The 23925-nt window shown below is 46.5% G+C and carries 22 protein-coding genes and 2 tRNA genes; 10 read left to right on the top strand and 14 right to left on the bottom strand.

Features of this window, described 5'->3' with window-relative positions; translation table 11 throughout:
- The first annotated feature begins 26 nt into the window (after window positions 1–26).
- The 9 genes from BZG76_RS02645 to BZG76_RS02605 all read left to right on the top strand — a co-directional run bounded on the left by BZG76_RS02645 (window position 27) and on the right by BZG76_RS02605 (window position 8481).
- The gene (locus BZG76_RS02645) at window positions 27–974 is read left to right on the top strand and encodes a ribose-phosphate pyrophosphokinase (protein WP_025673291.1); all 948 of its coding nucleotides are present in this window, start codon (window positions 27–29) and stop codon (window positions 972–974) included.
- 174 nt (window positions 975–1148) lie between these two features.
- Window positions 1149–1739, top strand: coding sequence for an aminoacyl-tRNA hydrolase (pth, locus tag BZG76_RS02640; RefSeq protein WP_077460058.1), 591 nt, complete (start codon window positions 1149–1151; stop codon window positions 1737–1739).
- Window positions 1740–1763: 24 nt separating this feature from the next.
- Entirely contained in the window at window positions 1764–2855 is a 1092-nt protein-coding gene (gene ychF, locus BZG76_RS02635; RefSeq protein ID WP_077460057.1) for a redox-regulated ATPase YchF, read from the top strand.
- 264 nt (window positions 2856–3119) lie between these two features.
- Window positions 3120–3196: transfer RNA gene (locus BZG76_RS02630), tRNA-Met, on the top strand.
- Window positions 3197–3249: 53 nt separating this feature from the next.
- Window positions 3250–3324, top strand: a tRNA-Gln gene (locus BZG76_RS02625).
- 147 nt (window positions 3325–3471) lie between these two features.
- On the top strand, window positions 3472–4929 hold the full coding sequence (gene gmtY / locus BZG76_RS02620; protein WP_077460056.1) for a gamma-mobile-trio recombinase GmtY: 1458 nt from the start codon (window positions 3472–3474) through the stop codon (window positions 4927–4929).
- Window positions 4929–7565, top strand: coding sequence for a gamma-mobile-trio integrase GmtZ (gene gmtZ, locus BZG76_RS02615; RefSeq protein ID WP_077460055.1), 2637 nt, complete (start codon window positions 4929–4931; stop codon window positions 7563–7565). Before gmtY ends, gmtZ begins: the two co-directional genes overlap by 1 nt.
- Window positions 7565–8242 (top strand): gamma-mobile-trio protein GmtX, encoded by a 678-nt coding sequence (gene gmtX, locus BZG76_RS02610; protein ID WP_077460054.1) that lies wholly within the window; start codon window positions 7565–7567, stop codon window positions 8240–8242. Before gmtZ ends, gmtX begins: the two co-directional genes overlap by 1 nt.
- On the top strand, window positions 8242–8481 hold the full coding sequence (locus BZG76_RS02605) for a VPA1267 family protein (protein WP_241824031.1): 240 nt from the start codon (window positions 8242–8244) through the stop codon (window positions 8479–8481). The genes gmtX and BZG76_RS02605 overlap by 1 nt, the downstream gene beginning before the upstream one ends.
- A gap of 230 nt (window positions 8482–8711) precedes the next feature.
- Here the strand turns inward: BZG76_RS02605 and BZG76_RS02595 are convergent, their stop codons facing one another.
- Genes BZG76_RS02595 through BZG76_RS02585 form a run of 3 tightly spaced genes read right to left on the bottom strand, consistent with a single transcriptional unit; the run spans window position 8712 to window position 11435 of the window.
- Complete coding sequence (locus BZG76_RS02595; protein WP_077460053.1) at window positions 8712–10001, bottom strand: ISL3-like element ISPpu12 family transposase; 1290 nt, start codon at window positions 9999–10001, stop codon at window positions 8712–8714.
- A 21-nt stretch (window positions 10002–10022) separates the two neighbouring features.
- Window positions 10023–10535 (bottom strand): signal peptidase II, encoded by a 513-nt coding sequence (gene lspA / locus BZG76_RS02590; protein WP_003821921.1) that lies wholly within the window; start codon window positions 10533–10535, stop codon window positions 10023–10025.
- A gap of 3 nt (window positions 10536–10538) precedes the next feature.
- Complete coding sequence (locus BZG76_RS02585) at window positions 10539–11435, bottom strand: cation transporter (RefSeq protein WP_004364974.1); 897 nt, start codon at window positions 11433–11435, stop codon at window positions 10539–10541.
- Window positions 11436–11530: 95 nt separating this feature from the next.
- On the opposite strand from BZG76_RS02585, the gene cadR reads away from it, so the two are divergent.
- Window positions 11531–11938: a Cd(II)/Pb(II)-responsive transcriptional regulator gene (gene cadR / locus BZG76_RS02580; protein ID WP_007148576.1), complete on the top strand. Its 408-nt coding sequence runs from the start codon at window positions 11531–11533 to the stop codon at window positions 11936–11938.
- Between the two features lie 239 nt (window positions 11939–12177).
- Here cadR and BZG76_RS02575 read toward each other — a convergent pair whose 3' ends face one another.
- The 11 genes from BZG76_RS02575 to BZG76_RS02525 form a co-directional block, all read right to left on the bottom strand.
- A complete protein-coding gene (locus BZG76_RS02575; RefSeq protein WP_074374971.1) occupies window positions 12178–12618 on the bottom strand; it encodes a DUF411 domain-containing protein in 441 nt (146 codons plus the stop codon).
- Between the two features lie 19 nt (window positions 12619–12637).
- Window positions 12638–13198, bottom strand: coding sequence for a hypothetical protein (locus tag BZG76_RS02570; RefSeq protein WP_131825309.1), 561 nt, complete (start codon window positions 13196–13198; stop codon window positions 12638–12640).
- A gap of 18 nt (window positions 13199–13216) precedes the next feature.
- Entirely contained in the window at window positions 13217–13771 is a 555-nt protein-coding gene (gene copI, locus BZG76_RS02565; protein WP_077460051.1) for a copper-resistant cuproprotein CopI, read from the bottom strand.
- A 67-nt stretch (window positions 13772–13838) separates the two neighbouring features.
- The gene (locus tag BZG76_RS02560; protein ID WP_077460050.1) at window positions 13839–16964 is read right to left on the bottom strand and encodes an efflux RND transporter permease subunit; all 3126 of its coding nucleotides are present in this window, start codon (window positions 16962–16964) and stop codon (window positions 13839–13841) included.
- Window positions 16964–18673, bottom strand: coding sequence for an efflux RND transporter periplasmic adaptor subunit (locus BZG76_RS02555; RefSeq protein WP_077460049.1), 1710 nt, complete (start codon window positions 18671–18673; stop codon window positions 16964–16966). Before BZG76_RS02555 ends, BZG76_RS02560 begins: the two co-directional genes overlap by 1 nt.
- Before the next feature lie 13 nt (window positions 18674–18686).
- Window positions 18687–20006, bottom strand: a complete 1320-nt coding sequence (locus tag BZG76_RS02550) for a TolC family protein (RefSeq protein WP_241824041.1) — start codon at window positions 20004–20006, stop codon at window positions 18687–18689.
- 642 nt (window positions 20007–20648) lie between these two features.
- Window positions 20649–21977, bottom strand: coding sequence for a heavy metal sensor histidine kinase (locus tag BZG76_RS02545; RefSeq protein WP_077460047.1), 1329 nt, complete (start codon window positions 21975–21977; stop codon window positions 20649–20651).
- A complete protein-coding gene (locus tag BZG76_RS02540) occupies window positions 21974–22657 on the bottom strand; it encodes a heavy metal response regulator transcription factor (protein ID WP_077460046.1) in 684 nt (227 codons plus the stop codon). The genes BZG76_RS02545 and BZG76_RS02540 overlap by 4 nt, the downstream gene beginning before the upstream one ends.
- Before the next feature lie 30 nt (window positions 22658–22687).
- Window positions 22688–23029: a P-II family nitrogen regulator gene (locus BZG76_RS02535; RefSeq protein ID WP_077460045.1), complete on the bottom strand. Its 342-nt coding sequence runs from the start codon at window positions 23027–23029 to the stop codon at window positions 22688–22690.
- A gap of 52 nt (window positions 23030–23081) precedes the next feature.
- Window positions 23082–23462 carry a DUF3316 domain-containing protein gene (locus BZG76_RS02530; RefSeq protein ID WP_077460044.1) on the bottom strand — a complete coding sequence of 127 codons (381 nt, stop codon included), beginning with the start codon at window positions 23460–23462 and terminating at the stop codon, window positions 23082–23084.
- Window positions 23463–23608: 146 nt separating this feature from the next.
- On the bottom strand, window positions 23609–23925 hold a 317-nt coding region (locus BZG76_RS02525), incomplete at its 5' end, for an ISAs1 family transposase (protein ID WP_108743644.1).

Below are 23925 nucleotides of genomic sequence, written 5' to 3'. Positions count from 1 at the left end.
AATGGATGCAACCCGAGGTTTCCACCGTGCCTGATATGAAGCTGTTCGCTGGTAACGCGACACCCGTTCTCGCCCAACGTATCGCAAACCGTCTTTACATGTCACTGGGTGACGCCACTGTTGGCCGTTTTTCTGACGGTGAAGTGTGTGTTCAGATTAACGAGAACGTGCGCGGTAGTGACGTGTTCGTCATCCAATCTACCTGTGCACCGACCAATGACAACTTAATGGAATTGGTCGTGATGATAGATGCGTTCCGACGTGCGTCGGCTGGCCGCATAACCGCAGTTATCCCCTACTTTGGTTATGCCCGTCAAGACCGCCGCGTACGCTCCTCCCGTGTTCCTATCACCGCAAAAGTTATTGCAGATTTCCTTTCTAACGTTGGCGTTGACCGCGTACTCACTGTGGACCTCCACGCAGAACAAATCCAAGGCTTTTTCGACGTCCCTGTTGATAATATCTTCGGTACCCCTGTGCTGCTTGAAGACATGCTGGCGAAAAATTTAGAAGACCCAGTGGTCGTTTCTCCTGATATTGGCGGAGTTGTGCGAGCGCGTGCGACAGCCAAACTATTGGATGACACCGACATTGCCATCATTGATAAGCGCCGTCCGCGTGCTAACGTGTCGCAAGTCATGCACTTGATTGGCGACGTTGAAGGCCGTGACTGCATCATTGTTGATGACATGATTGATACCGGTGGCACCCTGTGTAAAGCCGCCGAAGCCCTGAAGAACCGTGGCGCTAAGCGTGTATTCGCCTATGCAACGCATCCGGTATTCTCGGGGGATGCAGCGAAGAATATCGCTGAGTCCGTCATTGATGAAATTGTGGTCACTGACTCCACACCATTGAGCGCCGAAATTCAAGCAACCGGGCGTGTGTCTCAATTAACACTGTCGGGCATGCTGGCAGAAGCGATTCGCCGTATCAGTAATGAAGAGTCGATCTCTGCAATGTTTAATTCTTAACGCATTGTCATAGACCGACAAGAAACACCCTGCCCTTGTGCAGGGTGTTTTTTTATTGCCCATTTTGAATGGCTGACTCGATCCTTTAGCCATATCAATGGTAGGATATGGCGCCTTTTTGCGTGGGCTCGATGCTCACCGGCTACGATAAGTAGATAGATAGCGAGAAACGTCGTGAGTAATCAAATCCGCTTACTAGTGGGATTGGCCAATCCAGGCCCTGAATACAGCCAAACGCGCCATAATGCCGGTGCTTGGGTCGTTCAGGAGCTAGCACGTATTCACAACGTGCCGCTAAAAGAAGAGAAAAAGTTCTTCGGCTTAACCGGCCGTATCAATGTACATGGACACGATCTCCGTGTGTTGATCCCGACCACGTACATGAACTTGTCGGGTAAAGCGGTGCAAGCCATGGCCAACTTTTACAATATTCCCGTCGACGCCATCATGGTGGCGCATGACGAGCTAGACTTACCACCCGGTGTGGCCAAGTTTAAGCAAGGTGGTGGACACGGTGGCCATAATGGCCTGCGTGATACCATTAGCAAACTTGCAAATGACAAATCGTTTTATCGGCTTCGGATAGGCATCGGTCATCCGGGTCACAAGGATAAGGTAGCGGGATACGTGCTTACCAAAGCCCCCGCTAATGAGCAGAGCCTGCTAGAGCAGGCCACTGACGAGGCAGTACGCAGCCTCGAGATCCTGCTCAAAGATGATCTCGCCAAGGCGCAAAATCGTCTACATACCTTCAAAGCACAGTAATTTTGATTAAAGGGTTACCATCTCATGGGTTTTAAATGTGGCATCGTGGGTCTACCAAACGTAGGCAAATCCACTCTGTTTAATGCACTGACCAAGGCCGGCATTGATGCGGCTAACTTTCCATTTTGTACGATTGAACCCAATACGGGCGTGGTCCCTGTCCCTGATCTACGCTTGGATGCGCTGGCGAAAATTGTCAATCCACAGAAAGTGCTCCCCACCACGATGGAGTTCGTTGACATCGCCGGCTTAGTTGCCGGCGCATCGCGCGGTGAAGGTTTAGGGAACAAGTTCCTAGCGAACATCCGTGAAACCGATGCGATTGGTCATGTGGTACGTTGCTTTGAGAATGACAATATCGTTCACGTGGCTGGTAAAGTGGATCCGGCTGATGATATCGACGTGATTAACACCGAGCTTGCGCTGGCTGATCTTGAAAGCTGTGAGCGTGCGATGCAGCGCAACGCCAAAAAAGCCAAAGGTGGCGATAAAGATGCCAAATTTGAGCTCACCGTGCTTGAAAAACTGCTCCCCGTCCTAGAAGAAGGCAAGATGTTGCGCTCGGTCGAACTGAGCAAAGAAGAAGCCGCAGCAGTACAATACCTTAACTTTTTGACGCTTAAGCCGACCATGTACATTGCCAACGTCAATGATGATGGTTTTGAAAACAACCCGTACCTCGACAAAGTGCGTGAAATTGCCGCCCAAGAAGACGCAACCGTGGTGGCCGTGTGTGCGGAAATCGAAGGCGAGATTGCCGAGCTAGATGCCGAAGAAGCGGCGGCTTTCTTAAATGAGATGGGCCTTGAAGAGCCTGGCCTAAACCGCGTGATTCGCGCCGGTTACGAGCTACTCACTCTGCACACCTATTTTACCGCAGGCGTAAAAGAAGTACGTGCTTGGACAGTGCCGATTGGCTCAACCGCGCCACAAGCGGCGGGTAAAATCCATACCGACTTTGAAAAAGGCTTTATCCGCGCCGAAGTGGTTGGCTATGATGATTATATCGCTAACAATGGTGAAAACGGCGCCAAAGATGCCGGTAAATGGCGCTTGGAAGGGAAAGAATATATCGTTAAAGATGGCGATGTGATTCACTTCCGTTTCAACGTTTAATACGCACATACGTTATGCTTTAGGGTGCGTTGTCGAGACCCCATCCTATTGATATTTAGACCAGCCTCCGGGCTGGTTTTTTTATTCTCATCATTCAACGTTCTCCGCCACCTACTCGGTAGGCTTTGCCGTTAAATTGTTCAAAATGGCGATTATTGCAGCCAATGAATGCAAAATCGCAAAAAAAACAATAACCAGACCTTGACGACTTTCGCCCAGATCCGCATAATTCGCAGCGTCTTAAGGCACTATGCCTGACAGAGTGGCTACGTAGCTCAGTTGGTTAGAGCACATCACTCATAATGATGGGGTCACAGGTTCGAATCCCGTCGTAGCCACCATTAATTTTATAATTCGGCATGATGTTTTAATAGCCGGGTTAGGTAACACCTACTGGGGTATCGCCAAGCGGTAAGGCAACGGGTTTTGATCTCGTCATTCCCAGGTTCGAATCCTGGTACCCCAGCCATATTAAAAAGCCCACATCATGTTATATACAGTAACTTAAAGTGTGTATGTTGTGTATTAAGGCAGAGAAATCTGCCTTTTTATTGCATAATTTTTAATGTAGGTATACAGTGATATTTGTGTATATTATGTATAGGGATAACATGGTGTGACATCAGTAAAAGTCAGAGCGACGATTGTAGAGGACAATACGGGTATCAAAAGCCAACTGCCAATCTTGCTAACTGAGCAAGGAGAGTTAAGTGCAGTCACGGACTACCTACTCAAGTTAGAGGCGGACGGTGTGAGTAACTCCGTCATGAATGGATTTCTTCAAGCGGTGTCCTTGTTGCTGGATTATATGGAAGCCAATAGAGGGTTGTTTGATGATCCGAAGTTGCTCTTTCAGACCTTTTCTAAGCGGTTGTATACAGGAACGATTGGTGAGGATGGACTTGACCCATCAGGTTTGTATTGGGTGCCAAGTTCAACCAGTAACGTAAATAAGCATATTCATCGATTGACGGCATTCACAGATTGGTTGGCAAACAAGCACGGCACTGCGTCCATGAATCCCTTGCGTGATGCTACCCCGCATGAGCAACGGCTCAATTACGCTGCATGGTATAGAAAAAACCAAAATGATTTCCTCGGTCATATCGAAGATAAAACCGTCAATAAAACCATCCGTAAGGCGCGAACCATTAAGGGACGCACACCACTCACTAAAACCGAGGATGATGCTATCGCCTTTCCTGAAAAGTATTGGGATGATTTTTATATGAACGGCATGGGTGGCGCAAGCGATCCACGAGTGGCACTCAGGGACAAACTCATACTCCTGCTTATGCACGGTGGCGGACTACGCGAGAGTGAGGCTTTAACGCTTTGGGTGACAGATGTGTTTGAAGACACCTATAACCCAGATAGTGCAATCGTTCGAATTTACAATGAAGTCGATGGCAAAGCACCAAGTGACCCTGAAGTTCGCTCTAAAAATCAGAATAGAGAAACGTACTTAAAAGAAAAGTATGCGCGTATCCCTCGCCAACGCATGAAAGGCACCGCTCATCTTGGTTGGAAGAACCGTGTGGTTGACCATAAAGATAACTACGTACAGGTTCAATGGTTTCCAACTGACTATGGCAAAGTGTTTATGTCACTTTGGAAAAATTATCAAAAGTACCGCGCCAGTATCGACTGTCATCACCCGTATGCGTTCATTTCATTTCATCACAGTGCCTTCGGCAATCCTTACACCATAAACGCTTTCCATGATAACTACGCCAACGGTTTGAAGCGCATCGGTTTAGAGCCGAACAAGGCAGAAGGTTTAGATCCCCACGGACATCGACATAATTACGGTAGACGACTTGAGCGTTCAGGGCTGAATCCATTGGTAATACGCCGTTGTATGCACCACAAGTCCCTAGACTCACAAATCCCCTACACAGGCAAAGGTCAGCAGGAAATCTCTGATGAACTGACCCAAGCCACAAAGCAACTGGCAAACCCTAAATCCAAAGTCAAAGCTCTGGACTGGAAAGCACTGGTTGAGATTGGTTTTGATGACATAGACCCGCAGGGCTACTTTACTGGCAAACATCCAAAATTGAGAGGTAAATAATGGCGAGAAAACGAGACGGACGCTCAACAGATTTAACCTTCTCATGGATGTTGACCACACTCGGTGCGGAGTGGCAACAATGGCAAGAGCTAGCGGCTGAGTGGATGGCGCCCCAAAATACTGGTATTTCTCACAAGCAGAGTGCGTTAATCCGCTTCTTTGAGTCTTATATTGCTGAATATGCACCCTATGCCATCGGTAATATAGATTTGTTTCTTAAGGGCTACCAAGGACACAAATGCTCTAGCGAAGAGTTGGAAAAACTGGTTAGAAAAACGCAAAGTAGCCACGAACAAATCCAAATCGGCGTTAACTATCCTTGCGACTTCATCGACTTTGTTATTGAAAAAGTGTTCTCCGAAGAAGATGACTATGGCAATCTAGTGCCACTGGCTCAAAACCCGCTCAGTAAAATCAAACGGCAAGATAGTAGGGCGGAAACCGTCCGTGCCCCCTTGCCGTATCGCTATATTCAGGACTTGCGCCAAATCCTCAGCCCGTTGCCTGATAAAACCGAACTTGCGGTCATTGAGCAAAACCTCAAGGACGATGAATCCTTGCTTCCAGCTTATCACTACCGCCATTTCAAACACTGGGCATGGGCGCAGCAGGCAGGAAGTAACTGGTTTGAAGTCGAGCCAGAGCTGATTGATAAAACCGACCCCGACTGTGTGTGGCGCATCAAAGAAGTGACTCGCGAAGGTAATAAAATCACCGTCCATCAAATCTGGTCGCCCGTCAAAGCGATGGTGATTTTCATGAAGTTGCACTTGCCACTTCGTACCTATCAGGTGCGTATGCTCGATAGTGGAGAGGCCGACACATGGCGCTATGAGCAAGGTCAATGGGTGCTTAACAGCAAGCATGAATTTGTACTTGGCAGTGAAAAACGTCCGTTCGGAAAAGGCATCTTCCGCCGAATCCACGACACCATGACAGGACTGCATTCAACAGCTCTATACATCAACACCAACAAAACTGCCGACCAGAACAAAGACGAACTGGAGCTGGGTTACATCATCCCTTGGCAGAACGAAGAAGTGCTGTACTGGCTGGAAAAACTGCGCAACTGGCAAGAAAAATACAACCCGATTACAAAACCTACCAATTGCACCACGCTGCTCAAAAAGCACATTGGCAAGAAAAAATCGAAAACACAGCTAGAAAGTATAGGGGAAATTGCATTCTTATTTCGGGATGCCTCAGCAAAAGGTAAGGATAAATCCAAACCAATTGCAGGTGACTCAAATATAGCGTCTTTCTGGTATCAACTCCTATTGACGCTAGAAAACCAACTCGCAGAACATGGTAATACCCTAGATAATGGCGAACGGCTAAAACTGGTTGTGGATTACCCAGAAGGTACGGCTAAAGGCGCTATGGTTGCCACACTCTTTCCCTTACACAGCTTACGTGTCTCTCTTATTACGGCGTATACGATGGACACGCAATTACCATTGCCTGTCATATCTAAGTTATTGGCGGGTCATACACGCCTGTTGATGACCATCTACTACAACAAGATTACCCCGTCTGTGATGGCAGAAAAAATGAATGAGGCGCACGGTGAACTGGATGCCAAATCCAAACAATCTGTGCGCAACTTCCTCAAAGATGCCTCGATGGAGCAAATTCAATGCAAGATGGTGTATCACAGTGATGATAGCATTCAGGCGGCACTGGTTAACTGCAACCCGATTGGCTGGGAAGAGCGCTCATGCGGCTTATGCTTGGTCGGTGGCAACGCGGTGAAATCGGATGAAATCAGTACCCTTGGTGGTTGCTGGAATGGTGGTGAGTTAGTTAAAAACTCTAGCAACCCAAACGCTAAAGTCTACAGCAGTGTACCCCATGGCCCTGAAAACTGTATCCGTTGCCGCTGGTTTATCACTGAAGCACTATACCTGCCTGCGCTTAATGCTCACTTCAATCAACTGAGCTACAAGGCGCATCAGGCTACGAACCTATCCGTTGAGATTGAAGGTGAGCTGGAAGCTCTGAAAGATGAGCAGTTCTTCTGTGAAGAGCAAAGTAAGCCGTTTATCAAACACGATAAGCTGCAAACCCTACAGCGCCGCTGGGAAAAGCAGCAAGTCGAAGCAAGTGAATACGCTGAAGACTGGATAAAGTGCTTTGAACTGATCCATAAAATCATTTGTGTTGAAGAAGCTAGAAGTGAGGATGACACCAAAGATAAATTAATTGCGGTTGGCTCTGAGCAAGATGTCAGCCATGCCTTGAAGTTTATTGAAACCGACTCTGAGTTGCTGCACCTATCGCTGCTTTGTGACGATGCAGAATTCTACCCTGATTTGCAGGACGAACTGCGTAAAACGCCTGTGATAGAAAAGCGCTCTCGACAACTTAGCCGTGTGCTGATGAAAAAAGGCTTTGAGCCGGTTTTCATGGAAATGGACGACAAACAACAGCTCATCGCTGCCAATGCCATGCTGCGCCAAATGGCGAAAATCGCTGATCCTGACGACAAGCTCGAAGGCTACCGCAAGGTGGCGAACTACATCGAAGCGGGTGAATATCTGACCGACAATAAGCTATTGTTTGGCGGTATTCATGCTCTGAGTAATAAAGTCATGAACCTAGATGGTATCTCACTACCGAACCTATTGGAGAACTAATGGAATTAGATATTGATGTCATTCTGGCTGACTTGAAAGAAGGTAAAGTGCCGCGCACACAGCAAAACCTCGATAAGCTCAACGACACGCTGAAAGCCTATGCAGAATCAGGTCAGCGTGATTTTTCCATCACCCAAATTGGACGGGTGTCTGCTGAAAATGGCGGATTGGCGTATGAGGCTTTGCGTGCTACCCGTAACAAGCACTACCGAACGCTCATCGAAGCATGGGCGGCAAAGTACAATACCAGTACCAAAAAACCGTTATCCAACACCTCACGGTCTAAATCTATCCCTGCGGATAATAAGCTGTTAGAGCGCATCCCAGACCCTGCGGTACGCGCCTTGTTTGGTCAAATCATTGCGGAGCGAAACCGCTATCGCAAAGAAGTCAATTTGCTCAAACAACACGCCAATATAACCATCGACAAACGCCCTGTGCGCCAGTTTGAAACCACCGCAGAGCCAAGCGTGGAAGTGCTGCCATCCCTATCAGGCGTACTCACAGAATCAGAGAAAAAAGCCTTATCGTATGCCATTTCTGACGAATGCATGGAAAAGAACGACTGGCAATATACTCAGGCAGGTCAGGTAAAAGACATGGAGTACAATAGCGAAGTATTCCCAAGAGGCTTTGTCTCAGGGCTTCGCAAACTATTGGTTGAGGTAGATGATTGATGGCAAGTGGGCAGCAGAAAGCGCAACAAAACCTTGAGGCATTTGAGGTCTGGAAAGCAACGCAGACGGACGATGAGTTTAAACAAATCGTGTTCAGAGGTCAGCTTAATCGTATTGAAGTGGCAAAGGATATTGGTTGTGGAAAATCGGCTTTAAACCAAAATCCTGCCCTTAAGAAAGCACTCAAAGCCTTAGAAGATGAACTGCGCGTTAAAGGTGTCCTTGTCGAAGGACATTAAAGTTTGAAACTTTTCTATCCTGTAAGGTTTAATACCAAGTAGCTCTAGATACAAAAAGTGACAATAAAGTTTGAAACTAAATTGATCAATAACCTTCTGTACAACAGAATTATGACAGTAAAGTTTGAAACTTTTTGAGCGTTACAAGAGACAGTCCTTTCTAGGCATTTAGGGGTATACGGATTTAATGGTTGATGGGTCACCTTCACCCCATCAATCTGATACCACCCTCAGATGGTTGATAGATCGACTCCGTAGTTGAATTCCTCTGCGAAGTCCGGCAGTCCGTAACCGATGGTTTTCTTGTAGAAAGGAGAGACCTTCGCAGTCGGTGCCTTCTTCTTGTGCTTCGTGGTGTAGAGCATTCGTGCCCGCATCACCTCGAAGGAGTAACCGCGCCCTTCACGGTTCTTGTCCTTGGCCAGTCGGTTGATGGACTCCGTGTAAGCGTTGGTGACGGGCATGTCCGTCTCGAAGTAGGTCATGGTCTCTTCGCGCCAGCTTCCCACTGCCCTGACCAGATCGCTCCAGACTTCCTTTTGGCCCTTCGGGATGGTGGCTATCCACTCGTCCAGGGCGGCTTCTGCCTGGAGCCGTGTGGTGGCGTCCCAGATGCCGTAGAAGCGCTCCTTGTGCTCGTAGACGGCCAGCAGTTGCGGGAACGCGCCTGTCCAGGTCTCCATGATGAGGCGCTCCCGGTCTGAGACTTCGTGAGCGCGTTTCAGCAGGATTTTCCGGTCTCCCTTGAGAGTCCGGCTCTGGGACGGTTTCAGCTCCTTTCTGAGGCCCTTGCGCACTCTCTCTAGGGCATCGTTGGCCATGCGCACCACATGGAACTTATCGACCACGATACGGGCCTGGGGCAGCACAGCCTTGACCGCTGCCCGGTAGGGGTTCCACATGTCCATGCTGACGATCTCGACCTTCTGCCGGTCTTTCAGCTTCATCAGGTAGTTGGTCACCACGTCCTGGCGGCGGGTGGCCAGCAGGTCGAGCAGGGTTCGCTCCTCAATGTTGGTCAGAATGCAGCGGTAGCGCTTGTTCAGGTATAGCTCGTCAATGCCCAGGATGCGGGGCGTCTCGAAGCGGTGCCAGCGCCCCAGGAACTCGGCGCGGGCGTTGAAGATGTCGCGCACCGTCTTCTCGTCCAGGCCGGTCTGTGCCGCCACAAAGGTGTAGGGGTGGTTGAAGGATTCCTTCTCCACGTACTCATGCAGCCGCAGTGTCATACGGAATCCGTCCACCATCTCCGGTAGCTGGGGCCTGAATGTTGTCTTGCAGGCCCGGCAGGTGTATCGGCGGCGGACCACCCAGAGAGTGACCCGCTTGCCGTGGATGGGCAGATCACGATAGGGAACGTCACGCTTGCCGAACCGTACGAACTCACCCTGCACGCCGCATTCCTCGCAGGCGATGGGATCGGGCACGTCCACCTGGAAGTGCATTTCGTCGTCGGTTGATTTGCAGCCCAGTACTTGGTATTGCGGCAGGTGAAGGATGTTGTCGGGAAGTTCGGTCATGGTGTTGTATAGGCGTAGGTGTCAGTCAGATCCATCCGACTCGGCATTGGTGTTTGCTTTTTTACCCAACAAGCTGCTGGAAACGAAAAGTAAGGCACCGAGGACAATTGCAATATCAGCCAGGTTGAAGGCCGGCCAATGCCAGTCTCGCCAATAGAAATCAAAGGAATCCACAACATAGCCGCGAAAGACCCGGTCAATCAGGTTACCCATGGCGCCACCGAGGATAAGACTGTAAGCGATGGCTTCTCCTTTATGACGATTTTCAAGGATCAGCTTGATCAGAAAAATCGAGACCACTACCGCGATTCCGATAAAAAAGTAGCGCTGCCAGCCTCCACCATTCGCAAAAAGACTGAATGCGGCACCGGTGTTCCATAGGTGCACCCAGTTAAAGAACGGGGTCACCGAAACATACTCGCCATAGGCCATTGATTGCTGCACCAGCCACTTTACAGCCTGATCAGACGCTGCCAGCAGGCCCGATATGGACAATAGGGCATACGGCGAGAGCTTTTTGCCAATAATGAGCATTATTTAACCCTTCAACGCCAAAATGCGTCTGGCACCGTTAAGTACAATGCCCCCCGCGATGGTGCCGATAATCAGATCCGGATAATTGGAACCGGTCCACGCGACCAGGGCGCCGGCGGTGATGACCCCCAGGTTGATCACCACGTCGTTGGCCGAGAATATCCAGCTTGCCTTCATGTGCGCCCCGCCTTCCCGATGTTTGGATATGAGCAGCAGACAACTGGTATTGGCAATCAATGCGACGAATGCGATAGCCATCATCACCAGCGATTCAGGCTCACTACCGAATACAAAGCGTCTCACCACCTCTACGAGCACGCCCACAGCCAAGATCAGTTGCAGTACACCAGCAAGATGCGCGGCACGTACCTGCATTTTCACGCTATGTCCAACCGCATAAAGGGCAAGCCCGTACACCGCCGCATCGGCAAAATTGTCCAGGGATTCTCCAATCAGGCCGGTGGACCGGGCGATCAGACCGGCAGTCATTTCCACCACGAACAGAAGTGCATTGATGCCGAGCAACCAGCGCAGGGTCCCGGATTCTTGCTTAGCAGAAGCTGCCGAAAACTCGGCGGCCTTGATGGTCTCCGGATTTGCAGCGACGGTTTCCTGAAGCGAGGCGCCTAGCCCCAAGGTCTTCAGTTTCGAGGTGACGGGCTCGACCTCGCCGTCATGCACGACCTTCAGCCGGCGGTTCGACAAGTCGAAGGACAGCGCCCGAATCTCCTCAAAGCCGTTCAGGGCTAGGCGAATCATTCGTTCTTCTGATGGACAGTCCATCTTCGGCACGGCATAAACACTGACCCATCTCCCTGGCGCCTCGGAGGAGGCCTGTATATCGGTATCCGCTGCGGACGTTGCATCACCGCCACAGGCGCCACCACAGGATTTGCTCATGATACGACTCCACTTGAACAATGTTGTGGTACCATTTTAAACTATAAAGCTACTATAAGGTCAATAGAGTAAAGAATCCGTTGGGGAGGAGGCTGATGCGCATTGGTCAGTTGGCGCAGTTGGTAGGGGTCGAAACACAGACGATCCGCTTCTATGAACAGCAGGGCTTGTTGCCGCCGCCTGATCGGCAGGACAACGGTTACCGTGTCTATACCGAGAAGCATGGTGAGGGGCTGGCCTTCATCCGCCGCTGCAGAATCCTGGGCCTGTCACTGGCTGAGATTCACGAACTACAGAGCTATCAGGACGACCCTCATCAGCCTTGTACCGCCGTCAACACCTTGCTCGATGATCACATCTCTCATGTGCGGTCGCAGATAACCGCTCTGCAAGCGCTTGAGAAACAACTCGTTTCACTGAGAGCGAGTTGCAACGATGACCGGGAAGTTGAGGCGTGTGGGGTTCTTGCTGGAATTAGCGAAGGAAACATGCACCAGCAGTAGGTGAAGCATCAACCAGATAATCCGATGAGATGCCGGTCTGTCTCACTCTCATGCAAAGGTAAGATCAACCATTTAATCCGCTTACCCGCATTTAGTTGTTGGTCAACCCGAGTCTCGCTTAGCAAACTTTTGGATAAAGCGGAATGATGGGGGCTCGTTTCAGTTAGTGTAAGTGCTGCTTTTAATTAAATAAAAGAGCTCCTCTCTTACCTCAAGAGCCCAAAATGCTTAATCGACTTTTAGTACTTATTGTACAGCTTCATGTGACCTGTCTTGTCAAAAGACACCACATTAAAGCCTTTGTACTCTTGCCCTGGTCGTGCCATTCCCGGCGAATGCTGCGGCATACCAGGAGCCGCAATTCCTGAAATATTTTCAAGTCTCTCCTCAAGCAAACGTTTGATATCAGACTCAGGAACATGCCCTTCAATCATATAGCCACCAATGACAGCTGTATGGCAGGACATCAGTTGATTAGGCATACCAAACTCTTGTTTGACATCACTCCAATCACGAGCATGGTTAACATTCACTTCATAGCCTTTCTTCTCCATAATTGCAGCCCATTCCTTGCAGCAACCACAAGTAGGCGATTTATAAAGCTCAATAACAGGCTTAGCAAAGACGTTAAAACTCAAAATCAAAGATGAAAGTGCAATAAGTCTCAAATTTTTACTCATAAAGTTACCTAACCAAAATCTATTTTACGTTAATACTGACGGCTTCATCGCCATAACTCAGCTCATATACTCCCTTTTCAGGAAGCCACTCAAAGTACTGAGTTTCATACGGCTCTACACGCAGTGTTAAATGTTTACCAGCCAAAGGGGAGAGATCAATTGACATCGACTCAAACATTTTATTTAGTACCACCAACTGACTCTTCTTGCCGCTATCTATAGAAACTGAGAGTAGCGCCCCCTTGGTACCTTCATACATCCAATCCACTAATTGAAACGTTCCAAGATACTCCATGTATTCTGCTAGATTTATCTTATCTTGTTCACTTAGTGCGTCGCCTAAAAGCTTCATTGTTTGTTCATGCTCTAGGCTGTATTTCAGGTCATTTAAGGAGTTACCTCTGATATTCCCACCAACGTTACCTCCCCCTTGACCATAAAGCCCATGACACGCAATACATCCATATCCCCCTACAGTACGAAAAGTCGACTCACCGGCAGAAATTGAGCCTTCCGAAGCATAGGTGTGCAAGCTCACACTAAACATACCCGCTAGCATGAATGAGCGCTTTAACATCATTAAACTCCTTTATAGCGCCTATAAACTCACTTTTTTAATCATGCCTGCTTCTGCATGTCCTGGAATATTGCAGGCAAATTCAACCTTGCTATCCCCGTGGAAGTGCCAGATCAACTGCTTAGCTTTACCTGGTTTTACTGTAACTGCATTCCCAGAATCATGCATATGATGAGGCATTTTCTTCATCATTTCTCGATGTTCAAGTTGCTCTTTCGCTGAGCCAATAGTGAATTCATGATCAATCTTACCAACATTCATAACCACAAATTGAACGACATCATTAGGTTCAATTTGTACTTCTTTTTTGAACTTGATTGTCATGTCATCTGCCAACACAACATGGACCACTTTATCTGGCTTTGCACCTGTTGCTGGCATACCAACATCCAACATTCCCTCCATATTCATCATAGAGTGATCCATTTTTGAATGGTCCATATCTCCATTATTCATATTACTGTGGTCCATGCTCTCACGGTTCATAGAACCGTGGTCCATCTTTGAATGATCCATCTCTGCCATAGCTGACGCTGCTGTCATTGAAAGTAATACGGCTAGTAGTGTCTTTTTCATGGTTATATTCCTTACTATTTCATTAATAAGTTTACGGGCTAAGTTCGTTCTTAGCCCGTATGTGTATTTAGTGGTGTTTGAGTTCGCGTATTTTCCAAACCTTGAAAATCGCAGGAATAACGAGAAGTGTTAGTAACAGAGCTGAGGCCATGCCACCAATCATCGGTGCTGCGATACGCTGCATTACCTCAGAGCCAGTGCCCTCACCGTACATGATTGGGATAAGACCGATGATCACCGTAAGTACCGTCATCATTACCGGACGAACACGTAATCCAGCTCCCTCTCGAATCGAGCTACTCAAATCATCTACATTCAGTGATTTGCTCTGTTCTTGGGCATCCAGTTTGGTGTAGTGCCATGCTTGGTTGAGATACACCAACATGATGACTCCGATCTCAACAGCAACCCCAGCTAGAGCAATAAAACCAACGCCTACCGCGATTGAGAAGTTGTAGCCGAGATAATGCATGAGCCACAAGCCACCCACCATCGCTAAAGGCAGGGTCAGCATGATAATCATCACCTCACCTACGCGTCGGAAGCTGAAATAAAGCAGTAACATGATGATGGCAATTGTGATAGGCACAACGACACCCAAGCGTTCTTTTGCTCGTTCCATGTACTCATATTGACCTGACCATGCGATTGAATAACCAGCAGGCATATCAAGTTGCTCTGCTACCGCCTGTTTTGCTTCCTCAACGTAAGAACCTAAGTCTCGACCATCGATATCAACAAACACCCAACCATTTGGACGAGCATTCTCTGTTTTAATCATTGGTGGCCCATCTTCATAGCGAATATCAGCAACGTCAGCTAACGCAATTCTAGCGCCACTAGGGGTAACCAATGGCAGTTGCTTTAGCTTAACAACTGAATCACGGTAATCTTGTGGATAGCGGACATTAATTGGATAACGCTCAAGACCTTCAATGGTTTCGCCAACGTTCATACCACCGACAGCGGTAGAAACGACCTGTTGTACCTCTTTGATATTAAGACCGTATCGAGCTGCCGCTGTTCGGTTGATGTCAATAGTGACATAGCGACCACCAGCAACACGCTCTGCGTATACGGAAGCCGTGCCTGCAATATTGTTAAGAATAGGTTCTAGTTGAGCACCTATCTTCTCAATTTCGGCTAAATCACTCCCTGCGATCTTGATTCCAATGGGTGTTTTGATGCCTGTTGCCAGCATGTCGATACGCGTTTTTATCGGCATCACCCATGCGTTAGTTAAACCAGGAAATTGAATCAATTCATCAAACTCTTTTCGTAGCGACTCAGTTGTCACCCCCTCACGCCACTGGTCACGCGGTTTAAGCTGAATAACGGTTTCAATCATAGTTAAGGGAGCAGGGTCTGTCGCGGTGTCAGCACGACCGACTTTACCCCACGTTGTCTGTACCTCAGGTACCGTCTTAATTAGCTTGTTTGTCTGTTGCAGCAACTCTCTCGCTTTGCCAATAGAAATACCTGGATAGGTGGTTGGCATATACATCAAGTCACCCTCATCAAGAGGAGGAATGAACTCACTACCGAGCTTCGTTGTTGGATAATAAGCCGATCCCATAAGAGCAATAGCCAATACAATCATGCTCTTGGGGTACTTGAGACTGATATTCAGTAAGGGCTTATAAAGAGCAATTAACCCTTTATTAATAGGGTTCTTGTTCTCTGGTAATATTTTACCTCGAATAAGATATCCCATGAGCACCGGCACTAACGTAATCGCAAGGCCTGCTGCTGCCGCCATAGCATAAGTTTTAGTAAAGGCGAGTGGCGAGAACATCTTGCCCTCTTGACCTTCCAATGCGAAGACCGGTACGAAACTCAATGTAATGATTAGCAATGAGAAGAATAAAGGAGCACCCACTTCCTGCGCCGCATCCCCAATCACTTGCCATCGGTTCTTGTCGGTTAATGGGGTTCGCTCAATGTGCTTATGTACGTTTTCTATCATAACAATCGCACCGTCTACCATCGCACCGATTGCGATCGCGATACCACCTAACGACATAATGTTGGCGTTGATGCCTTGCCAATGCATGACAATAAAAGCGCCTAAAATACCGACAGGAAGGCTCAACGCGATAACGAGCGAAGAGCGAATATGAAATAGGAACAACGCACAGACAATAGCGACAACAATGAACTCTTCTGCGAGCTTTTTCCACAGGTTCTCAACCGCTGCATTGATTAACGTAGAACGATCGTAAGTCGCCACTATCTCAACGCCATCAGGCAAGCTACGCTGAAGCTCGTTTAGCTTATCCTTAACATTACTGATCACTTCGCTCGCGTTTTCTCCAAAACGCATGACAATGACACCACCAACGGCTTCACCCTCTCCATTTAATTCAGAGATTCCTCGTCTCATCTGTGGGCCGAGATCAATGTCAGCAACATCACCTAATAATAGGGGCGTTCCCTTTTTACTCACCTTGAGTGGAAGCGATTTAATGTCATCGATACTAGACAAGTAACCCGTTGTTCGAACCATGTGTTCAGCTTCCGCAACTTCTACTACAGACGCGCCACTTTCTTGGTTACCATTTTGGATAGCCATATTGACTTGTTGTAAAGTGAGATCATAGGCACGCAATTTAGCCGGATCAATCTGCACTTGGTACTGTTTAACCATACCGCCAACAGTCGCAACCTCAGAAACCCCATCAACAGTTTGTAACTCATATTTCAAGAACCAATCTTGTAAGCTACGCAGTTCAGCTAGATCATGCTGTCCTGTTTTGTCTTGCAAGACATAATTATAAATCCAACCCACACCAGTCGCATCTGGGCCCAATGTTGGCTTCGCACTTGAGGGAAGGTTTGGCGCAACTTGACTTAAATATTCAAGCACTCGCGAGCGAGCCCAATACATATCGGTATAGTCATTAAAAATAATGTAGACGTAAGAATCACCAAAGAAAGAATAACCACGAACAGTTTCAGCCCCAGGAACCGCAAGCATCGCCGTTGTCAGCGGATACGTGACTTGGTCTTCCACCACTTGGGGAGCCTGACCCGGGTAACTTGTTTTTATGATTACTTGTACATCAGATAGATCAGGAAGAGCGTCAACTGGAGTATTCTTTACGCTATATAATCCGCCAAAGACTAAAGCAAAAGTCGCTACCAATACCAAAAAGCGATTATTGATAGACCATCGGATGATTGCACCTATCATTACTTATCCTCACTTTTAATTAGCTCTTTGAGAAGATAATCAGATCCTTGTTTCTCCACTAGAAACCGAACTTTGTCACCCTCCTGAAAACTTGAGAGTTCAATGTCGCCACCGACTGAAAAGTTGAGCTCACCTGCATCCCAGGACCAATCAGCCACAGGGGCATGATTTAGTGTCACCATACCAAAGTCTGCCATTAACATAGAAATATCACCGTCTATCCATACTTCTGTATTTATGCTCAGCTCACTGACTTTGTAATCAACGATTTCATATTGACCTGATTCAGATTTTTTCATTTCAAAGTCGATCATTTTCCCCTTTGAAAGTGGTTCCATTTCAACGAGCTCTGACACCATAAAGTTCATGGTCATTCCTGGCCAATCCCACTCTGGAACAGGATTATGATTGATCGTTAGCATCCGATGCCCAACCATTACATCGGTAATTTCACCTGTTGCCCACGCCGTTTCAGCCGTTGATTCGACACCATTGATTCTTGATAGATCGGCAGACTGGCTTGATTCAGAGTCCAACATAAAGTGCGCTGAAGTAACAACTCTATCCCCTTGTTGCAATCCCTTTAGCACCTCAATCTTATCTGCGGCTTCACGGCCAACTTCAATTCGGACAGAACGATATTTTCCATCACCTTCCGCAATCACTACCCGATTCATACCACCAGATCGAATAACTGACGAGCGAGGAATAGTGAGCACTTGCTCATTGGATACTGGCTTGAGTGCAACATTCGCAAACATGTTTGGTTTAAGTTCGCCTTGTGGATTATCGAATCGCAGACGAACACGCAATGTACGCGTATTCGGGTCAAGAATCGGATAAACGTAATCCACTTCACCATTCCACTTTCCACCCGGTAAGGAGTCCAATGTCATCGATGCTTGACTGCCTTGCTGTATCCAATGGGATTGACGTTCAAAGACTTCGGCATCTACCCATACTTGATTCAAAGGGCCTGCACTGATAACCGCTTGAGCTGGAGAAAGGTAGCCACCTTCACGAATATTGAGGCTTGCAATAACACCGTCTGCTGGTGCTTTAATTTCAATGGTTTGTGACGCTTCACCTCTACGCGCTATGGATTTAATTTGATTGCGATCAACCCCCAAAGTAATCAAACGATCGGTTGCCCCTTTTATCATGCCTTGGCGATTAGTTTTGTAGGCACTGATCAGCTCTTCTTGTGCTTTTACTAGCTCAGGGGAGTACAGAGTAAACAGCGCGTCACCTTTACTTACTTTTTCACCAACGGCGTTGATGTAGAGTTTTTCAACCCAGCCAGATACACGAACATTAGTCTGCCAAAGTTGGCTTTCATCAAAGGCGATATAACCGACAGTTTCGATGCGTGGTGCAAGCACTTCTTGCTGTACAATGTCAGTTTTAACGCCAAGGTTATTTTCAACAGCAGGATTAATTTTCACTGTTCCAGGCTTGTCGTTACTACTATTAAGGTCATCAGCATAAACAGGAATAAGATCCATCCCCATTGGCGACTTTCCTGGCTTATCTCGCTGATAGTTTGGGTCCATCGGTGCGACCCAGTACAGTGGTTCATCACTTGATTTAGACTCAGAAGCTGTCATTCCAACCATGTTATGGTTCATGCCTGAAAGGTAAATATTCGCTCCATAACCCAGTGCGCCACCAATTAGTACCGCTAGGCTTGCAATTTTAAATGTACTCATCTTGATTCCTTTATTATTGTTCTTTGTACTGAATGTTTGGCGCGGAGACTTGATACTCGAAACCACCAAGTAACAGGGATAACTTGCTATTGACTTGGTTCATATCGGTTATTAAACGTGCAAGTTCCATTTGAAGAGCCAATTCATCCGTTGATGCAGTAATGACATCACCAAACTGAGCGGTATTGTTCTGATAACCGCGCTCAACTGCTTCAATACGAGCTTTCGATTGAGGAATCAGTCGATTTTGATAACGTTCGATACGCTCAGTAAGATTTTCTCTATCCGTCATTAAGGCAACGACTTGGGAATTCATCTGCGCAAGTAACGTGTCTTTTTGATATTGAGCTGCACCCACTTGATATTGGGCAGCCGATACATTTTTGTCTTGGCGATTCTCAGTGAACAATGGGATATCCATCGTGAGATATGCGCTCAACAAATCGGAAGCAGGCTCGCCCTTCATGTTGTCAGATTGACGGTAGGCATACATCACTTCGACACCAAATTGTGGTGTATAAGATTGTTCAGCAACCTCAACTTGGGTGCGATTAGCAGAAATGTTGGCGTCAGCCATTTGCGCCATAGGGTGTTGATTAAGCAGCGCATAGTACTGAGTACCACTGGTTTGCTGATCTAAAAGAGTATTTAAACGCGACCAGTCTAATTGATAGCCCGCCTGACTTGAATCAATAGAACGACGATTCAACCACTCTGAGCCTAACCATTCCGATAACTGAGCAACAACTCGATTTTGCATTTGTTGATTCGATTGCAACTTTTCGTCGAGTTTATTGACTTGAAGTTGGGTGTTAAGCAGATCTTGCGCTTCGCTCTTACCGAGTGAATAATTGGTTTGTATATACTGTTCCATCTCTACCATTAGACGTTGATTAGATTCAATCAACGTTTCTGCGTATTGAAGGTAGCCCAATTCCAACCATAGTTGAGTAATACTATTCGCCACTTCACGCTCACGAACCTGAACCTGATACGCCATACCATCGGCCTGTTGATTCGCTTTACGTTGGTTAAGATCTAACGTTGCACCTCGTTCAAACTGTTGCATTAATCCAACAGAAATGTTCGTCATAGGATCTTCGTCAAACTTAAATGAATCGACAGGTAAACCGCCAAAGCCCACCTTAAGTTTTGGGTCCATGAGAGTAGCGCTTGCAACGCCCGTATCACGCATCGCCTGTGACTGCGCAGCATATTGAGAGCGACTCGTATCATTTGCTAGAGCCGCTTCAATTAGGGCGTTCAACTGCTGCGTCGAAGCCGCGATAGTTTGTGGAGTCGCGTTCGACCCCGCATGTGACAGGGCAGGCATTGCATAAAGTGCAATTGCAACCCCAAGACTCAGGGATTTAAATGCCCTGAAGCCGTTTAATTCAATATTCATTGTTGTTTATCACGATAAAACGATATGGACATACCTCAACCTCTGCCTTCCAGCAGAAAGAATTGAGAGCTAAATAGTTATGATTGTTGAATTAAACAGAGGGTGGACGCAGTAAGCTCTGAATACGAGTTACTGTAACGCCTATTTTGATTGGGTGACGCAGGGCTAAATCAGATTCAGATGTACTGATTAAGCGAGAAGATGAGAGTGGGAAAAATACGCTAGAGCACACGCTTTTACAGCAGTCACCACCGAATGTAGATGAACTATCGCAATGAGTAGAACGTTCACTTTCTGCCACTTCCATCGATGGGCAGCCTATCATCGCATGATGACTTGCTGTGGCCTCAGACATTTCCATCGAGTCATGATTAGAGGGTTGAACTAAATAGGTCGATATTGGACTCATATCCATCATTGGCATACTTGAGACGTAGCTCGACATCAACATCGCTAAGGTGCTGATAATCAAAATGCTTGTTTGTCTCAAAGAGTTTGTCATGTCGTATCTTTTCACTTTGCGTTCATTATACAGTATAAGAACTGGTGGGAAATAGTGATATTAAAAACTTATTGGAGCTCAGGATTATTGAAAATAAATACGAATTCAGTTCGCTCATCCTTCGCATTGACTAAGATATCCCCGTGATGTGCTTTCATAATAGCCTTAGCTATAGGAAGCCCTAATCCAGCACCAACACTTCCGTTATGGACACGCGACTTATCGGAACGATAGAACCGTTCAAATATATAGGGCAAAGAGCTCAAAGGGATAGGCTCACCAACATTGCTAATTGTCACCTTAATGCTCGTTTCTGATTCTGAGATTACTACTGATATATCCGTATTATGAAAGCAGTGCCTCAACGCATTAGACAACACATTACCAAATGCTCGTTGAAGCATATCTTTGTCACCATACAGAGTCGACGAACCATCTAGAGTAAATCGAACGTTTTTCTCTTCCGCCAACGCTTCGTAATACTCAAGTAAGGGTGTGATAACCTCTTTCAACTCTAACTCTGATTCGGTCTTATGCAGAAGTTGGTTCTCTGATTTAGCTAGGTAAAGTGTATCCGAAATGGTCTTATTGAATCGCTCCAACTCTTCGACATTAGATACCAAAATGTCTTGGTACTCTTCAACGGAGCGCTCTATACCAAGTGCAACTTGAGTCTGGGTCTGGATATTGTTCAACGGTGTTCTTAACTCATGAGCAATATCTGATGAAAACTCACTCAACCTGAGGTAGCCTTCTTGTAACCTCTCTAACATTTCATTTTGAGAAATAATTAAGCTGCTTAACTCCTTTGGAAGTGAGTCACTTGGTATACGCATGCTGAGGTTGCTCGTATTCACTTGCGCGATATACTCTTTTAATTGCTTCAGTGGCTGTAATCCATTTCTAACAATAATTAATGCGTAAGCACCTGACAAACTCAGTGTCAAAACTAATGTCCAAAATAGAATAGTATTTAGCTTGTCGAAAAACACCTTATGGTGAGTTACATCCATTGCCAGAACAATCTCACCACCTTTTATCTCAGGGTAATCAAACTTAAAAGCATGAAAACGGTTATTGCCTACACTCCATTCATATGAGGAGCTGCCTATCAGCTCAGATGGAAAGTCAATAGTTTCATTATTTGTTTTCACCACCTGTTTGTTGTTTAAGACCCAAGCGGAAATATCCCAAGAATGGAACAAGTCCAAATCACGCTCAACAGTGCCTATCAAAGGGCGGAGTTTTGTTTCTAGGTGCCTATAGTCCTGTTCATTAAAGTGGTTCTTGATAGCGTGTTGGATCGTTAAAGCAAACACGACTAAAACCACAAAAGAGGCTGTGACAAACATAAACACTAGTTTGCGTGCGATTGATTGATTTAGTAATTTTTTCATTCTACGCCGTCATCAAGCTTGTACCCCATACCTCGCACGGTCTGGATGAGTTTGTTTTGATAAGGCTTGTCGATTTTCGACCTCAATCTTTTCACTGCCGCATCAATAACATTCGTATCACTATCAAAGTTCATATCCCAAACAGCGGACGCTATCTGAGTGCGAGTGACGACTTGACCTCTTTTCGCAAATAGATATTCCAACAAAGAAAACTCTTTTGCTGTCAGAGGGATCGTGTCATTGTTGCGAGTCGCCTTTCGTTTAAGCAAGTCGAGGCTCAAATCAGCAATACATAGAACAGACTCAGTTTTGACTGTGGTAGTTTTATGACGCAATGCATTTTTGACTCTAGCAAGTAACTCGACAAAGGCAAAAGGTTTGACAAGGTAATCATTCGCTCCCAGCTCAAGCCCTTTCACTCTATCTTCAACCTGATCTTTAGCGGATAGAATGATGACAGGTGTAGAAATGTCACTGCTACGAAGCGTTTGCAATAGCTGCCACCCATTCAGCTTTGGTAGCATAATGTCTAAGACTATCAGGTCATAATCATTGGTGGTAGCTAAGTACAAAGCATCAACACCGTCGGTAGATAGATCTACAGTGTAGCCTGATTCAATTAAGCCCTTTTTAAGATAAGCTCCTGCTTTCTCTTCATCTTCTACAACGAGTAACTTCATATAAGAAAAATGCCTTGATTTCCTTGGTTATTATACATTGATCTTGTGATTATATGATGGGTTAGAAATTTGATTTTTCGTATTATTGTCAAACAACAAAACGTTCTCAATAACGGATGTAACCCCATTTCCTTCTTGTGATACACATAGAGTATTCAAAAGTGTATCGACCAAGCTCTGAGTATGGCTATTACCGATGAAAATATCTAGTTGGTAGCGCGTATTAAGAGCATGGGTATCAATTAAGTTTGCTTGGCTTCCACGCCCTTGTACTTGATAAATCGTGAAACTACGAACACCTTCCTCTGCGAGGAGAGATTCTATATCTTCAAGCTTTTGTTCCTGAAATATTACCGAAACTTTATCAATCATAGTTACCCCTTAGCTCCTAGAACAAATTGATGCTCTAGGAGCCCTGCTGAGTTTAGTTGTTGCTATCTCGTTCTTGATAATGAACATTAACGTGCACTTTGGCTACATACTCTATTTGACCTTGATTATTCAATATTTCCTGAACAGTTACATACCCTCCCTCTTTCAGGTGCGTAGAGTTTCGAGCACTACCATAAGCTCTTGCAGGAACCAGGGCTGAATTTAAGTCTCGCCCGTTCATATCCTCAAATTCTGACAGTTTTTCTGCTCCTAACGCGTAGGCTTGCTGTTTAGAGCTTACGGCATCAATAGAGACTGTTTTATGATAAACTCGGCTCACATAATTACCACCGGAATGCAATGGCTGTGCAAATGATGCGGCACTAGTAAGTAGAATAGAGCTAGTTAATAGAGTTTTGACTAATAGATTCATTATTATTTCCTTCTCTGTTTGTATGCTCTCATTTTATCTAAACCAGTGTGACTATTTTCGGCACTCAAACATGACATTTTTGTCATATTGATATTTAGGTGGGAGATAATCGATAGGCTTTTCACCCAGGGCGAGCGCATGAGTGTTCATTTTTCAACCATCGTCGGTATGCCTGCGGCTAAAACCTTCTCTAAGAAGCTGGGATTCATGAGACAGCGCTTCTGTTTGGCCACCAAGCTGATCTTGGTCGGCTCTGCCCGCACCATGTTTGAGGCCATGTGTCGCAGACAGGCAAAGTTCGCGGCCCCATTGTCTTTATAAATTTGGCAGGCGTCTTCACCCATGTTGACATCTAACACCCAGTGCATGGCTTCAATGCCCCAATGCGAGCGGATGGCACGGCTTGCCTCATCGGCAGTCAGTGATTTTGAGCTGATATAGTAACGATACTCCAGCGACATCG

It is taken from the genome of Salinivibrio sp. AR647 (genome assembly GCF_001995415.1).
Lineage (GTDB): Bacteria > Pseudomonadota > Gammaproteobacteria > Enterobacterales > Vibrionaceae > Salinivibrio > Salinivibrio costicola.
The sequence above is the reverse complement of the archived record's forward strand: the minus strand, read 5'-3'. Positions and strand labels throughout refer to the sequence as shown.

Bases quoted from the DNA above. Each gene is read 5' to 3' on its own strand.
- ychF (WP_077460057.1), top strand. From the start codon at position 1,764: ATGGGTTTTAAATGTGGCATCGTGGGTCTACCAAACGTAGGCAAATCC.
- gmtZ (WP_077460055.1), top strand. From the start codon at position 4,929: ATGGCGAGAAAACGAGACGGACGCTCAACAGATTTAACCTTCTCATGG.
- gmtX (WP_077460054.1), top strand. From the start codon at position 7,565: ATGGAATTAGATATTGATGTCATTCTGGCTGACTTGAAAGAAGGTAAA.
- BZG76_RS02605 (WP_241824031.1), top strand. From the start codon at position 8,242: ATGGCAAGTGGGCAGCAGAAAGCGCAACAAAACCTTGAGGCATTTGAG.
- BZG76_RS02595 (WP_077460053.1), bottom strand. From the start codon at position 10,001: ATGACCGAACTTCCCGACAACATCCTTCACCTGCCGCAATACCAAGTA.
- lspA (WP_003821921.1), bottom strand. From the start codon at position 10,535: ATGCTCATTATTGGCAAAAAGCTCTCGCCGTATGCCCTATTGTCCATA.
- BZG76_RS02585 (WP_004364974.1), bottom strand. From the start codon at position 11,435: ATGAGCAAATCCTGTGGTGGCGCCTGTGGCGGTGATGCAACGTCCGCA.
- cadR (WP_007148576.1), top strand. From the start codon at position 11,531: ATGCGCATTGGTCAGTTGGCGCAGTTGGTAGGGGTCGAAACACAGACG.
- BZG76_RS02575 (WP_074374971.1), bottom strand. From the start codon at position 12,618: ATGAGTAAAAATTTGAGACTTATTGCACTTTCATCTTTGATTTTGAGT.
- BZG76_RS02570 (WP_131825309.1), bottom strand. From the start codon at position 13,198: ATGATGTTAAAGCGCTCATTCATGCTAGCGGGTATGTTTAGTGTGAGC.
- copI (WP_077460051.1), bottom strand. From the start codon at position 13,771: ATGAAAAAGACACTACTAGCCGTATTACTTTCAATGACAGCAGCGTCA.
- BZG76_RS02560 (WP_077460050.1), bottom strand. From the start codon at position 16,964: ATGATAGGTGCAATCATCCGATGGTCTATCAATAATCGCTTTTTGGTA.
- BZG76_RS02555 (WP_077460049.1), bottom strand. From the start codon at position 18,673: ATGAGTACATTTAAAATTGCAAGCCTAGCGGTACTAATTGGTGGCGCA.
- BZG76_RS02550 (WP_241824041.1), bottom strand. From the start codon at position 20,006: ATGCCTGCCCTGTCACATGCGGGGTCGAACGCGACTCCACAAACTATC.
- BZG76_RS02545 (WP_077460047.1), bottom strand. From the start codon at position 21,977: ATGAAAAAATTACTAAATCAATCAATCGCACGCAAACTAGTGTTTATG.
- BZG76_RS02540 (WP_077460046.1), bottom strand. From the start codon at position 22,657: ATGAAGTTACTCGTTGTAGAAGATGAAGAGAAAGCAGGAGCTTATCTT.
- BZG76_RS02535 (WP_077460045.1), bottom strand. From the start codon at position 23,029: ATGATTGATAAAGTTTCGGTAATATTTCAGGAACAAAAGCTTGAAGAT.
- BZG76_RS02530 (WP_077460044.1), bottom strand. From the start codon at position 23,462: ATGAATCTATTAGTCAAAACTCTATTAACTAGCTCTATTCTACTTACT.